Raw genomic sequence first — 12,574 nt, forward strand, 5'->3', positions numbered from 1 at the left:
CCCCCGAGCGATCCTGCTGGCATTGGTTACCGTTACGGGATGACGGGCACGAACGGGTACGACGCCTTCGAGGGTGCGGGTGACCTGCTGCGTGCGCTGTCCGCACCGATCCGGCTGGCGATCGTGACCGAGCTGGCGCAGGGTGAACGGTGCGTGCACGAGCTGGTGGAGAAGCTGGGCGCACCGCAGCCGCTGGTCTCCCAGCACCTGCGGGTGCTCCGCGGCGCCGGCGTGGTCCGTGGCTCCCGGCGCGGTCGGGAGATCGCGTACGCCCTCGTGGACGAGCACGTCGCACACATCGTGGCGGACGCGGTCAGCCACGCCGGGGAGGGACCGTGACCGAGGGGACGTTGCGGAACACGCGCCAGCGGACGGCCGTGAGCACGCTGCTGGCCGAGGTGGAGGGCTTCCACAGCGCGCAGGACCTGTACGCGATGCTGCGCCAGCGGGGCGAGCGGGTCGGCCTGACCACCGTCTACCGGACGTTGCAGGGGCTCGCCGACGCCGGCGAGATCGACGTGATGCGCCCGCCCGGCGGCGAGCACCTCTACCGGCGGTGCAGCGAGGGTCACCACCACCACCTGGTCTGCCGGGCCTGCGGGCGGACGGTGGAGGTGGCCGGGCCGGCGGTGGAGAGCTGGGCGGAACGGGTCGCCACGCAGCACGGGTACGCCGAGGTCAGCCACACCCTGGAGATCTTCGGGACCTGCCCGGCCTGCGCCGGCTGAGAATTCTCCCCCGTGCCCCGGCGGCCGGAGCGTGGCACGCTGTCCGGCGTGAAGATCTACGCCGACCGTTTTCCCACCGCCCTCCGCCAGCTCCTCACCGACCTCCTCGTCGTCGTCTGGGTCTACGCGGCGATCCGCTTCGCGCTCTGGCTGCACGACCTGGTGCAGAAGCTCGCCGTACCCGGGCAGAAGCTGGAGGGGGCCGGCGGCGGCCTCGCCGACAACCTGGCCGAGGCCGGCGGCAAGGTCGGCCGGGTGCCACTGGTCGGCGACGAGCTGACCGCCCCCTTCAACCGGGCCGCGGACGCCGCGCGGTCCGTCGCCGAGGCGGGCCGCGACCAGCAGGAGCTGGTCGGCCAGCTGGCCCTCGCGCTCAGCATCGCGGTCCTGGTCTTCCCGCTCGGCCTGGTGCTCTTCGGCTGGCTGCCGCTGCGGGTGCGCTGGATGCGCCGGGCCGGCGCGGCGAAGGCGCTCGCCACCGCCCCCGCCGGCCGCGACCTGCTGGCGCTGCGGGCCCTCGCGGGTCAGCCGCTCGGCCGGCTGGCCCGGATCGCGCCCGACGTGGCCGAGGCGTGGCGCCGCGGCGACGACGACACCGTCGACGCGCTCGCCGCGCTGGAGCTGCGCAGACTGGGACTGCGGGCGGGCCGCTAGGGTGTGGCGGTGCTGTACTTCCTGATCGTCGTCGCCGTGCTGCTGCTGGCGTACGCGGGCGTCCTGGTGAGCTTCGTCCGCAAGGGTCGCAAGATCCCGCCGCAGGCGTACCTGGTGCTGGCCCTGCTCAACGGGCTCATCCTGGCTGCCGTCATCGCCTGGGCCATCGCTCACTGACCCCGACTCCGGGCTGCAGGTACCCGACGAGCGGCCCGCAGCGGGGGCTGCCCGCCGCGGGCCGGTCGGTGGTCGCCGGGAATCAGCCGGGTCAGTGCGCCGGCGGGATACGGCGGCGGACGTCCTCCGCGGTGGACGGGCCGGGGGTCCAGCGGGCCACCCAGGGCGCGTCCGCCGGCGGTGTCGCCACGCCCTTCTCCACGGCGGCGTACCGGCCGTCGAGGATCCGCTTCGCCGCCGCCACATCCATCGAGTCGGTGTTGGACCAGAGCCCGGTGAACAGCTCCTCGACCCGCAGCCGCGCCTGCCGGCAGAACAGGTCGGCCAGCTCGACGTTCTCCGGACGGGTGTCCCGCTCGGCGTACGCCCGGACGCAGACCGCGGACATCGCGAACAGCTCCGCGCCGATGTCCACCACCCGGCCGAGGAACGCCTGCTTGCGCTCCATCTTCCCCTGCCAGCGGGACATCGCGTAGAACGTGGACCGGGCCAGCTTGCGGGAGGTCCGCTCGACGTGCCGCAGGTGACCGGCGAGCGGGCCGAACTCGGCGTACGCCCCGGGGTTCTGGCCCTTGCCGACGGCGAGGGTGGGCAACCACTTCGCGTAGAAGACGCCGGCCCGCGCGCCCGCCTTCGCCTTGCGGCCCAGACCCGCGTCCGGGTCGATGATGTCGCCCGCCACGGAGAGGTGCGCGTCGACCGCCTCGCGGGCGATCAGCAGGTGCATGATCTCGGTGGAGCCCTCGAAGATCCGGTTGATCCGCAGGTCGCGCAGGATCTGCTCGACGGCGGCGGGACGCTCGCCCCGGGCGGCGAGGGAGTCGGCGGTCTCGTAGCCGCGGCCGCCCCGGATCTGGATCAGCTCGTCGGCGATCTTCCAGGCCATCTCGCTGGCGTAGAGCTTGACCAGCGCCGCCTCGATCCGGATGTCGTTGCGGTCGTCGTCGGCGAGCAGGCAGCAGAGGTCGAGCATGCTCTCCATGCCGTACGTGGTGGCGGCGATGAAGGCCAGCTTCTTGGCGACCGCCTCGTGCTCGCCGACCGGCCGGCCCCACTGGACCCGGTCGGCCGCCCACTCCCGGGCCACGTTGAGCGACCACTTGCCCGCCCCGACGCACATCGCCGGCAGCGAGAGCCGCCCGGTGTTGAGCGTGGTCAGGGCGATCTTCAGCCCCTTGCCCTCGCCGCCGATCACGTTCTCCGCCGGCACGAAGACGTCGTGGAACCGGGTGAGGCTGTTCTCCAGGCCGCGGAGGCCGACGAAGGCGTTGCGGCGCTCCACCGTGATGCCCTCGCTGTCGCCCTCGACCACGAAGGCGGTGATCCCGCCGCGCCGGCCCTCGGCCGCCGGCACCCGGGCCATCACCACCAGCAGGGTGGCGACCGTGCCGTTGGTGGCCCAGAGCTTCACCCCGTTGAGCCGGTACCCCTTGCCGTCCGGGGTCGGCTCGGCGGTGGTGGCCAACCGGGCCGGGTCGGAGCCGACGTCCGGCTCGGTGAGCAGGAACGCGGAGACCTCACCGACGGCGAGCCGCGGCAGGAACCGTTGCTTCTGCTCCGGGGTGCCGAACATCTTCAGCGGCTGCGGCACGCCGATCGACTGGTGCGCCGAGAGCAGCGCCCCGATGGCCGGGCTGATCGAGCCGGCCCGCATCAGCGCCCGGCAGTAGTGCAGGTTGCTCAGCCCGAGCCCGCCGTACTTCCGGTCGATCTTCATGCCGAAGGCGCCCAGCCGGGCCAGGCCCTGGAAGACCTCGTCCGGGATGTACGCCTCCCGCTCGATGGCCGCGCCGTCCACCTCGGCGTCGAAGTACGCCCCGAACGCGCCGAGGAACTCCTCGGCCCGCGCGACGTCGTCCGGATCGGACCGTGGCCAGGGGTTGATCAGGTCGAGCCGGAACCGGCCGAGGAAGAGCTCCTTGCCGAAGCTGGGCCGGTCCCAGGCCGACTCCCGGGCCGCCTCGGCGACCTGGCGGGCCTCCTTCTCGGAGACCTGCCCCGCCTCGGCGGGCAGCGGCGCCGCGCCGCCGGCCTCGTCGATCGCGGCGGCGGTTGCGGCCGCCTCGCCCGCCGAGGCCGCCGGGCCGGTGTCGGGGTCGTCGATCGGCGCCACCCGTCCGGTGGGGCCGCCCGTGCCCTGCGTTCCGTCCGGTCGGTTGTTCTGTGTCGTGGTCACGGCTGCCCCCTCGAACCTCGGTCCGGCTGCGTCAACGTGCTCGACGAGAACGACGCTACCCCCGGGTGTTACCCAGGGGTAGCGTTCTTGGCAAGTCCGATTTGGTGGGACGCCAGCGGGGCTCAGTCGCCGGCGAGCACCTGCGGGTCGTCGTCATCGTCGTCGATCTCATCGTCCCCCCAGCCGCGCCGGGCGAACGGCAGGATCACCCAGAAGGCCAGGAACCAGAGCGCGGTGACCGCGCTGAGCAGGAAGGCGACCGGCCGGCTGAGCACGAAGTCGGTGATCAGCAGCACCGCGCTGACCATGGAGATCAGCATGAAGGCCAGGCCGCCGCTGGCCATCCGGTGGGCGAACCGCACCAGCTCCGGCTTGCGGCCCTGCCGGAACAACGCCCGGTGGAACGCGACCGGCGAGATGATCATCGCGGTCGCCGCCGCGGCGGCCAGCAACGCGACGATGTAGACGTCCCGCTGGAACTCGGTGATCCGGGTGAAACCGTTGCTGAACGGCAGGGTGAGCAGGAACGCGAAGAGGATCTGCACCCCGGTCTGCGCCACCCGCAACTCCTGCAGCAGGTCGGCGAAGTTGCGCTGCCAGCGCTGCTTCTCGGTTTCCTTGGACACGCGTTACCTCCGCGACGACGGTACCGCCGGCGGGGAGCACCCCGTCGGCAGCAGAGCCTTTGCCCCGTCGGGCGCTCCGCGAAACCGCCTCGCGATCACCGCGCCGACGCCCGTCGGCCGGGCCGGCGGACCGGTCACGCCCCCCGGCGGATCCGGCCGGCGTACCGGGCCTCCAGCTCGGCGTTGTGCTCGTCGCCGCCGGTGATGTTGGCCGACAGGTAGACCGGGGGTCGCACCCCCGCCGCCAGCAGCCGGGCCACCACCTCCGCCACGATCTGCTGGGCCAGCAGCGCGGCCGTGATCGAGGAGACCGCGCCGACCGCGCCGCCGTCGGGCAGCGGCAGGGTGGCGTCGCCGTACGGGGCGCCGTTGTCGAGCACCACGTCGGCGAAGTCGGCGAGCTTGCGGCCCGACGGGTGGCGGGACGTCATTCGCCCCGAGTGCTCGGCCGAGGTGATCGCCACCAGGGCGTGCCCCCGCTCCTTGACCAGGGACGCGAACTCCACCATGGCGCCGTTGACGCCCGAGTTGGAGGCGAGCACGAAGACGTCCTGCGGGCGTACCGGGGCCAGCTCGTAGAGCCGGTGCGCCACGGCCGGGTCGCGTTCCAGCTTCGGGCCGAGCACGTCGGCCGGCTCACCGCCGTAGAGCACCAGGTCGCGCAGCGCGATCCGGTTGGTGGGCACCAGCCCGCCGGCCCGCCCGGCGATCTCCATGGCGAGGGCCTCGGAGTGGCCGGTGCCGAACGCGTGCACCACCCCGTCGGCGCGCAGCGCCTCGGCGATCAGGTCGGCGGCCCGACCCACCGCCTCGCGCTGACCGGCGGCCACCCGGCCCATCGTCTCGGTCAGCACCGCCAGGTACGCATCCGCGCTCACCGTCATGCTTCCTCCGTCCGTCGGTTGCGGGCCAGCCATTCCACCGCGAAGCCGACCGCCGCCCGCTGCCTCATCAACCGGCCCGGCCCGTCGCCGACCGCGGCCACCCGCACCGCGGCGGTGGCCTCGAAGTCGGCGCCGAGCCGGGCGAAGTCGCTCTCGTCCAGGTCCACGTCGTCCCACCACACCCACTCCCGGCCGCCGTCGCCGGTCAGCACGGCGGACCCCACCCGCGCCCTGGGCGCCGCCGGCCAGCGGTACTCCGCCAGGTGCAGGGAGGTGTTCGAGCCGTGGTCGACGCCGAGCAGCAGCACGTCGGCGTCGAGGTCGTGGAGCCGGGCCAGCGGGGAGCCCTCGCCCAGCATGTCGGTCAGGGTGTGGTCGGCGACGATCCGCCCGGCGGCCGGGCCGAGCGCGGCGAAGGAGACCTGCGGGTGGTCGCTGCGCAGCGCGCCCGGCCAGGTGCGCACCTGCTCCGCGAGCGTGCCCATGAACCGGCTCGGCGTCAGCGCCGGGTCGAAGCCGGGCATCTCCGCCCGGATCACCGGCCACCAGTCCGCCGGCACGGGCGGGTTGTTCCAGCCCGCCGGGTCGCTGTTCTCCGGGGTGTGGGTCGGCACGACGAGGGTGCCGTCCGGCCCGAGCACGTCGCGCAGGGCCAGCACCAGGGCCTGCGGGCCGCCGCAGACGAAGCCGAGCGGGCGCAGCGCCGCGTGCACCAGAAGCACACCGCCGGGGCGTACGCCGAGGTCGTGGAACTGCGCGGCGAGCGACGCGCGGGTGTGCGGCCGGGCCGGCGGGGGCGTCGCGATCACGCGGCGACCCGGGCGAGGATCGCCTCGGCCAGTTGGCCGGGCGCCTCGTCGGGGATCCAGTGGGTGACGCCGGAGAGTTCGACGAGGCGGTAGTCGCCGGTCACGTGGGTCGCGCAGGCCTCGGCGGCGGTCCGGCCGATCGCGATGTCCCTGTCGCTCCAGACGAAGGTGGTCGGCACGGTCGCCGGGCCGACGGCCTTCATGTCGGTCCCCGACATCGCCCGGTACCAGTTCAGCGCGGCGGTCAGCGCGCCCGGCTCCCGCATCGGTTCGGCGTAGCGGGCGACCCGCGCCGCGTCACCCACCCCGCCGAGCAGCTTGCGCAGCGCGGTGGCGTTGAGCGCGAGCAGCACCTTCTCGGCCTTGCCCGGCTTGCGGAACAGCACGATGTACGCGGAGCGGGCCTTCTGCTGGGGGTCGGTGGCGAGCGCGTGCGCCATCGCGGCCGGGTGCGGCACCGAGACCGCGGTGAGGGTGCGGACCCGCCGCGGGTGCGCCGCCGCCAGGCCCCACGCCACGATCGCGCCCCAGTCGTGCCCCACCACGTGCGCGGACTCCACCCCGAGCGCGTCGAGCACACCGGCCGCGTCGGCCACCAGCTCCGGGATCCGGTACGCCTCGACCGCCGCCGGCCGTGCGCCCGGCGCGTAGCCCCGCTGGTCCAGCGCGTACGTGCGCAGCCCGGCGGCGTGCAGCGCGGGCACCACGTCGTCCCACTCGCCGCCGTGCTGCGGAAAACCGTGCAGCAGCAGGACGGGTGTGCCGTCCTCGGGACCGCCGGTGCGTACCTCGAACGTCAGACCTCGCGCGTCGACCCGCATGATCGGCAGCCTACCCAGCGGACCGGGCCGGGGCCGGACCGCGACCGCCCTGCTGGGCCGTCAGCCCAGTCGGTGCTAGCGTCTGCCGGGACAACTTCACATCCGACAGGGGAGCGCACAGCGCTGAGAGTGCGGGCATCGCCCGCAGACCCTCGAACCTGATCTGGGTAATGCCAGCGCAGGGAGTTCGGTCGACCTCCAGCCGCGCCGCCGTCCGGTGACACCGGGCGCGGCGTGCGTCTTCTCCTGGTTCGTTCACTGGACTGGGAGCAACCATGGACAACACCGCCAACCGGTGGCGCACCATCGACATCGTCATCGCCTCCGTGCTCGGGGTGGCCTTCGGGGTCATCTTCTGGGCCTGGGGCCTGCTGTGGAACGGGCCGGCGGACGCCATCCCGCTGCCCGGCCGGGCCGTCCTGTACGGCGTCTGGCTGGTGCCGGCCGTGCTGGGCGCGCTGATCATCCGCAGGCCCGGCGCCGCGTTCTTCACCCTCACCTTCGCCGCGCTGGTCTCCGTGGCGCTCGGCAGCAGCTGGGGCTGGACGCTGGTCGTGCAGGGCCCGCTGGAGGCGGCGGCGGCGGAGCTCGCCTTCGCGGCCTTCGGCTACCGCAACTACCGGCTGCCGGTGGCCCTGCTGGCGGCCACGCTGGCCGGGCTCGCCGCCTCGATCTACGACGTCTTCATCTGGTACCCGGGCACCGCGTGGGGCAGCTTCCGCCTCCCGTACATCCTGATCACCGCGGTCAGCTCCCTGGTGGTGGCCGGCCTGGGCAGCGTCGCGCTGACCCGCGCCCTGGCGGGCACCGGCGTCCTCGACCGCTTCCCCGCCGGCCGCGAACGCGCCGCCGTCTGACCGCCACCCCACACCCGGAGTCCGCGTTGATCATGAAGTTGTTGTCCTCCGGCGCGGCGTGTCGCGACGACAACTTCATGATCACGGGACCGGAGGGGGCGGGGCGAGGGTGAGTGCGGTGGAGCTGCGGGGGTTCGGGTGGCGACACGCCGGGCGGAAGGCCTGGGCGGTGCGGGGGATCGATCTCCGCGTCGAGCCTGGGGAGCGGGTGCTGCTGCTCGGGCCGTCCGGGGCCGGGAAGAGCACCCTGCTCGCCGCGCTGGCCGGGCTGCTGCCCGAGGACTCCGGTGAGCAGGAGGGCACCGTCGAGATCGACGGGCTCGACCCCCGCAAGGCCCGGGAACGGGTCGGCATCGTCTTCCAGGACCCGGAAAGTCAGCTGGTGATGGCCCGCTGCGGCGACGACGTCGCGTTCGGGCTGGAGAACCGGGGCGTACCGGCCGACGAGATCTGGCCGCGGGTGGACGGGGCGCTGCACCGGGTCGGCTTCCCGTACCACCGGGACCGGCCCACCGCCGCCCTCTCCGGCGGCGAGCAGCAGCGGCTCGCCCTGGCCGGGGCGCTGGCCCTGCGGCCGACCCTGCTGCTGCTCGACGAGCCCACCGCCAACCTCGACCCGGCCGGCGCGACGCTGGTCCGCCGGGCCGTCGCGGACGCCCTCGACGCCGACACCACGCTGATCCTGGTCGAGCACCGGGTCGCCGAGGCGCTGCCGCTGGTCGACCGGGTGGTCGTCCTCGAACCCGGCGGCGGGGTCCGGGCCGACGGACCGCCCGCCGCGGTCTTCGCCGCGCACGGCGACGCGCTCGCCGCCGAGGGCGTCTGGGTGCCGGGTCGGACCGTGCCACCCCGACGCGCGACCGCGCCGGCCGGGGAGCCGCTGATCACCGCCGACCGGCTCGGCCTGCCGCCCCGGCTGGCCCCCACCGACCTCGCCGTACGCGCCGGCGAGGCGCTCGCCGTGCTCGGCCCCAACGGCGCCGGGAAGTCCACCCTGGCCCTGCTCCTCGGCGGCCTGCTCCGCCCCGGCACCGGCACGGCCACCGCCACTCCCGCGCTCGCCGGCCGCGACGCGGGCACTCCCCCGCACCGCTGGCGGGCGCCCGCCCTGGCCCGGCGGATCGGCTCGGTCTTCCAGGACCCGGAGCACCAGTTCGTCACCGGCACCGTCTTCGACGAGCTGGCGCTCGGTCCGCGCCGGACCGGCCGGTCCGAGGCGACCGTGAAGACCACCGTGGACGCGCTGCTGGACCGGCTCCGGCTGGCGAAGCTGGCCGGCGCGAACCCGTACACCCTCTCCGGCGGCGAGGCGCGGCGGCTGAGCGTCGCGACCGCCCTGGCCACCGCGCCCCGCCTGCTGATCTGCGACGAACCCACCTTCGGCCAGGACCGACGGACCTGGCTGGAGCTGGTCGACCTCTTCGCCGAGCTGCGCGACGCCGGGCACGGCGTCGTCACCGTCACCCACGACCCGGACTTCGTCGCCGCGCTCGCGGACCGGACCGTCACCCTGGAGCACCCGGCATGATCGTCATCGAGCCGGTCGCCGCGCCCGGCGCGCCGCTGGCCCGGCGCAATCCGGTGGCGAAGCTGGCCGCCGCCCTGGTCTTCTCGGTCATTCTGATCGCCACCCTGGACCCGGTGGCCCCGGCGATCGCCATCGCGATCGAGCTGGCCGTGCTGCCGCTGTTCGGCATCCGTTACCGGGTGCTCGCCCGGCGGGCCTGGCCGCTGCTGGCAAGCGCCGCCGGCATCGTGGTCACGCTGGTGCTGTTCGCCGCGGAGCGGTCCGGCCGGGTGCTGGTCGAGGCCGGCCCGGTGACGGTGACGTCCGGGGTGTTGCTGACCGCGCTCGGGCTGGTGCTGCGGATGCTCGCGGTCGCGCTGCCCGGCGTGATCGTCTTCGCCACCACCGACCCGACCGACCTGGCCGACGCGCTGATCCAGAATGCGAAGGCGCCGGCCCGGTTCGCCATCGGCGCGCTGGCCGCGTTCCGGCTGGTGCCCCTGCTCGGCCAGGAATGGCAGATGATCAGCATGGCCCGCCGGGCCCGGGGCGTGGACGCCGGCCGGAACCCGGCGGCCAAGCTGCGGCTCTTCGTCTCCACCGCGTTCGCGCTGCTGGTGGGGGCGATCCGCCGCGGCACCCGGCTGGCGGTGGCGATGGACGCCCGCGGCTTCGACGCCGGCACCCCGCGTACGGTCGCCCGCCGGCAGCACTTCACCACGGCGGACGGGCTGCTGGTCGCCGGGGCGGCGGTGCTGGCCGGCGGCGCGCTCGCGGCCAGCATCGTGCTCGGCACCTTCCGTCCCCTGCTCGGCTGACCACCGACCAGCAGCGGCGGACAGGCCGGCCGGCGGAAACACGGCCAGGCCGGGGCCGCCCCCTCCGTTGGGTGCAGTTGTTGTCGTTCCAGCGACAACAACTGCACCCGTCCCGATCAGCTGCGGCGGAAGGCGTAACGGCGGGCCTGGCCGGCGCGCTGGCTGCGCCCGGCGAACCGGGCGTCCCGACCGGGCGGCGGGCCGGCCTTCGGCGGTGGCGGAGTCTCCGCCTGCGTCGACGCCGGCAGGGCGACCGGCGCGGCCGGTGCCACCGCGGGGATGTCGACGTCGGGCAGGGTCACGTCCATCAGGGATGGCCCCGAGGACGGCTTGCGGGACTTCTTCGGATTGCGTTTGGCGGGCATACGCTGCCTCCTGACTGCGGGCGCCGGTGGCGCGGCGAGCGGGGAACGGGGCTGCCCCGGCGGGTCCGACCACGGAGGACGCCGCGACGACGGCGGGTGGCATGCGGACGCCCGGAGCAGCGGCCCGCGGCGACGGCGGCGGGCCAGCTTCCGAAAGAGGGCGTCAGTTACGCATACCCAGAGGCTAACCGACGGCCCGGGCGACCCGCAGCCGAATTACTGGCACGATCGGCGACATGCTGATCGCGTTCTCGATCACCCCGCTCGGCGTGGGTGAGTCCGTCGGTGACCTCGTCGCCGAGGCCGTCCGGGTGGTCCGCGAGTCCGGGCTGCCGAACCGGACCGACGCCATGTTCACCACCGTGGAGGGCGAGTGGGACGACGTGATGGCGGTCGTGAAGCGGGCCGTCGACACCGTCGCCGCCCAGGCGCCCCGGGTCAGCCTGGTGCTCAAGGCGGACGTCCGGCCCGGGGTCACCGACGCGATGCACGCGAAGGTCGCCCACATCGAGGCCCGCCTGGCCGAGGGCTGACCCCGGCCGGCGCCAGTCATCCCGCCGCGCCGACGGCCGGCTTCCGGGCCGTGACCGCCACGTCGCCACGTCGCGCTGACGGTGCGCTCACCCGGCGTCGATGAGCCGGCCCGGACCGCCGTCGACCGCGATACGGTCGCAGGACGGGCAGTCCGACGAGAGGTGGCGGTACGGATGGCACAGCAGGCGACGGCGCAGATCGGCGTGACCGGTCTGGCGGTGATGGGCCGCAACCTGGCCCGGAACCTGGCCCGCAACGGCTTCACCGTGGCGGTGCACAACCGTTCGCCGGAGCGCACCCGCAGCCTGCTGGCCGAGCACGGCGACGAGGGCGCCTTCGTGCCGTCGGAGTCCCTCGCCGACTTCGTCGCCTCGCTGGCGCGGCCCCGCGCCGTCATCGTCATGGTGAAGGCGGGCGCGCCCACCGACGCGGTGATCGACGAGCTGGTCCCGCTGCTGGAGGAGGGGGACATCGTCGTCGACTGCGGCAACGCGCACTTCGTCGACACCCGCCGTCGGGAGGAGGCGCTGCGCGGGCACCGGCTGCACTTCGTCGGCATCGGCGTCTCCGGCGGCGAGGAGGGGGCGCTGCGCGGCCCGAGCATCATGCCCGGCGGCTCGGCGGAGTCCTATCAGAAGCTCGGCCCGATCTTCGAGAAGATCGCCGCACACGTCGACGGCGTCCCATGCTGCCGGCACATCGGCCCGGACGGCGCCGGCCACTTCGTGAAGATGGTCCACAACGGCATCGAGTACGCCGACATGCAGCTCATCGCCGAGGCGTACGACCTGCTTCGGGCCGGGCTGTCGGCGAGCCCGGCGGAGATCGCGGAGATCTTCCGGGAGTGGAACGGCGGCGAGCTGGAGTCGTTCCTCATCGAGATCACCGCCGACGTGCTGGCGCACACCGACGCCGCGACCGGCAGGCCGTTCGTCGACGTGGTGCTCGACCAGGCCGAGCAGAAGGGCACCGGCCGCTGGACCGTGCAGAGCGCCCTCGACCTCGGCATCCCGATCACCGGCATCGCCGAGGCGACCTTCGCCCGGTCCCTCTCGGGCCACGCCGACCAGCGCGCGGCCGCCCGCCGCGCCTTCGCCGACGCGGGCGAGAAGTGGCAGGTGGAGGACCGGGAGACGTTCGTCGAGGACGTGCGGCGCGCGCTGCTGGCCAGCAAGATCGTCGCGTACGCGCAGGGCTTCGACCACATCCGGGCCGGCAGCCGGGAGTACGACTGGGACATCGACCTGGGCGGCACCGCCACCATCTGGCGGGGCGGCTGCATCATCCGGGCCCGCTTCCTGGACCGGATCCGGGAGGCGTACGACGCCGAGCCGGAGCTGCCGACCCTGCTGGTGGCCCCGTGGTTCGCCGACCAGGTCGGCGCGGGCGTGCCGAGCTGGCGGCGGGTGGTGGCCGACGCGGCCCGGGCGGGCGTGCCCACCCCGGCGTTCTCGTCGTCGCTGGCCTACTTCGACGCGCTGCGCGCCGAGCGCCTGCCGGCCGCGCTGATCCAGGGGCTGCGGGACAACTTCGGCGCGCACACCTATCACCGCGTCGACCGGGGGGGCTCGTTCCACACGCTCTGGGCCGGCGACCGCTCCGAAGTGGAGGCGTGAGG

The 12,574-nt window shown here is 74.3% G+C and carries 15 protein-coding genes and 1 riboswitch; of the genes, 9 read left to right on the forward strand and 6 right to left on the reverse strand.

The features are described from left to right. Positions 1–39: 39 nt before the first annotated feature. The 4 genes from ACTWO6_RS26045 to ACTWO6_RS26060 are packed head-to-tail and all read left to right on the forward strand — an operon-like array spanning position 40 to position 1,559. Positions 40–339 carry an ArsR/SmtB family transcription factor gene (locus tag ACTWO6_RS26045; protein ID WP_109803252.1) on the forward strand — a complete coding sequence of 100 codons (300 nt, stop codon included), beginning with the start codon at positions 40–42 and terminating at the stop codon, positions 337–339. Continuing rightward, complete coding sequence (locus ACTWO6_RS26050; RefSeq protein ID WP_446216403.1) at positions 336–728, forward strand: Fur family transcriptional regulator; 393 nt, start codon at positions 336–338, stop codon at positions 726–728. The genes ACTWO6_RS26045 and ACTWO6_RS26050 overlap by 4 nt, the downstream gene beginning before the upstream one ends. Before the next feature lie 48 nt (positions 729–776). Beyond that, positions 777–1,382, forward strand: a complete 606-nt coding sequence (locus tag ACTWO6_RS26055) for a hypothetical protein (RefSeq protein ID WP_446216404.1) — start codon at positions 777–779, stop codon at positions 1,380–1,382. A gap of 9 nt (positions 1,383–1,391) precedes the next feature. Continuing rightward, on the forward strand, positions 1,392–1,559 hold the full coding sequence (locus ACTWO6_RS26060) for a hypothetical protein (protein WP_446216405.1): 168 nt from the start codon (positions 1,392–1,394) through the stop codon (positions 1,557–1,559). Positions 1,560–1,650: 91 nt separating this feature from the next. Here ACTWO6_RS26060 and ACTWO6_RS26065 read toward each other — a convergent pair whose 3' ends face one another. From ACTWO6_RS26065 to ACTWO6_RS26085, 5 genes are all read right to left on the reverse strand, one after another. Continuing rightward, entirely contained in the window at positions 1,651–3,600 is a 1,950-nt protein-coding gene (locus ACTWO6_RS26065; RefSeq protein ID WP_446220767.1) for an acyl-CoA dehydrogenase family protein, read from the reverse strand. A 257-nt stretch (positions 3,601–3,857) separates the two neighbouring features. After that, positions 3,858–4,361 carry a DUF6328 family protein gene (locus ACTWO6_RS26070; RefSeq protein ID WP_130339003.1) on the reverse strand — a complete coding sequence of 168 codons (504 nt, stop codon included), beginning with the start codon at positions 4,359–4,361 and terminating at the stop codon, positions 3,858–3,860. Between the two features lie 134 nt (positions 4,362–4,495). Further along, the gene (locus ACTWO6_RS26075; protein ID WP_446216406.1) at positions 4,496–5,245 is read right to left on the reverse strand and encodes a sugar isomerase domain-containing protein; all 750 of its coding nucleotides are present in this window, start codon (positions 5,243–5,245) and stop codon (positions 4,496–4,498) included. Next, positions 5,242–6,054: an aminoglycoside N(3)-acetyltransferase gene (locus tag ACTWO6_RS26080; protein ID WP_446216407.1), complete on the reverse strand. Its 813-nt coding sequence runs from the start codon at positions 6,052–6,054 to the stop codon at positions 5,242–5,244. Before ACTWO6_RS26080 ends, ACTWO6_RS26075 begins: the two co-directional genes overlap by 4 nt. Continuing rightward, entirely contained in the window at positions 6,051–6,875 is an 825-nt protein-coding gene (locus ACTWO6_RS26085; protein ID WP_446216408.1) for an alpha/beta fold hydrolase, read from the reverse strand. Before ACTWO6_RS26085 ends, ACTWO6_RS26080 begins: the two co-directional genes overlap by 4 nt. 97 nt (positions 6,876–6,972) lie before the next feature. After that, a riboswitch (TPP riboswitch) is annotated at positions 6,973–7,078 on the forward strand. A 72-nt stretch (positions 7,079–7,150) separates the two neighbouring features. Here ACTWO6_RS26085 and ACTWO6_RS26090 point away from each other — a divergent pair. From ACTWO6_RS26090 to ACTWO6_RS26100, 3 genes are all read left to right on the forward strand, one after another. Further along, positions 7,151–7,732, forward strand: a complete 582-nt coding sequence (locus tag ACTWO6_RS26090) for an ECF transporter S component (protein ID WP_446216409.1) — start codon at positions 7,151–7,153, stop codon at positions 7,730–7,732. A gap of 109 nt (positions 7,733–7,841) precedes the next feature. After that, on the forward strand, positions 7,842–9,260 hold the full coding sequence (locus tag ACTWO6_RS26095; RefSeq protein WP_446216410.1) for an ABC transporter ATP-binding protein: 1,419 nt from the start codon (positions 7,842–7,844) through the stop codon (positions 9,258–9,260). Continuing rightward, positions 9,257–10,057 (forward strand): energy-coupling factor transporter transmembrane component T family protein, encoded by an 801-nt coding sequence (locus ACTWO6_RS26100; protein WP_446216411.1) that lies wholly within the window; start codon positions 9,257–9,259, stop codon positions 10,055–10,057. The genes ACTWO6_RS26095 and ACTWO6_RS26100 overlap by 4 nt, the downstream gene beginning before the upstream one ends. A 116-nt stretch (positions 10,058–10,173) precedes the next feature. On the opposite strand, the gene ACTWO6_RS26105 is transcribed toward ACTWO6_RS26100, so the two are convergent. Then, the gene (locus ACTWO6_RS26105; protein ID WP_446216412.1) at positions 10,174–10,422 is read right to left on the reverse strand and encodes a hypothetical protein; all 249 of its coding nucleotides are present in this window, start codon (positions 10,420–10,422) and stop codon (positions 10,174–10,176) included. A gap of 236 nt (positions 10,423–10,658) precedes the next feature. On the opposite strand from ACTWO6_RS26105, the gene ACTWO6_RS26110 reads away from it, so the two are divergent. Both ACTWO6_RS26110 and gndA read left to right on the forward strand, forming a co-directional pair. Next, complete coding sequence (locus ACTWO6_RS26110) at positions 10,659–10,955, forward strand: MTH1187 family thiamine-binding protein (protein ID WP_446216413.1); 297 nt, start codon at positions 10,659–10,661, stop codon at positions 10,953–10,955. Between the two features lie 174 nt (positions 10,956–11,129). Further along, positions 11,130–12,572, forward strand: a complete 1,443-nt coding sequence (gene gndA / locus ACTWO6_RS26115; protein WP_446216414.1) for an NADP-dependent phosphogluconate dehydrogenase — start codon at positions 11,130–11,132, stop codon at positions 12,570–12,572. Positions 12,573–12,574: the final 2 nt, after the last annotated feature.

Source organism: Micromonospora sp. IBHARD004 (genome assembly GCF_052814115.1).

Coding starts and splice junctions, on each gene's coding strand:
- ACTWO6_RS26045 (WP_109803252.1), top strand. CDS start 40: ATGACGGGCACGAACGGGTACGACGCCTTCGAGGGTGCGGGTGACCTG.
- ACTWO6_RS26075 (WP_446216406.1), bottom strand. CDS start 5,245: ATGACGGTGAGCGCGGATGCGTACCTGGCGGTGCTGACCGAGACGATG.
- ACTWO6_RS26085 (WP_446216408.1), bottom strand. CDS start 6,875: ATGCGGGTCGACGCGCGAGGTCTGACGTTCGAGGTACGCACCGGCGGT.
- ACTWO6_RS26090 (WP_446216409.1), top strand. CDS start 7,151: ATGGACAACACCGCCAACCGGTGGCGCACCATCGACATCGTCATCGCC.
- ACTWO6_RS26100 (WP_446216411.1), top strand. CDS start 9,257: ATGATCGTCATCGAGCCGGTCGCCGCGCCCGGCGCGCCGCTGGCCCGG.
- ACTWO6_RS26105 (WP_446216412.1), bottom strand. CDS start 10,422: ATGCCCGCCAAACGCAATCCGAAGAAGTCCCGCAAGCCGTCCTCGGGG.
- ACTWO6_RS26110 (WP_446216413.1), top strand. CDS start 10,659: ATGCTGATCGCGTTCTCGATCACCCCGCTCGGCGTGGGTGAGTCCGTC.
- gndA (WP_446216414.1), top strand. CDS start 11,130: ATGGCACAGCAGGCGACGGCGCAGATCGGCGTGACCGGTCTGGCGGTG.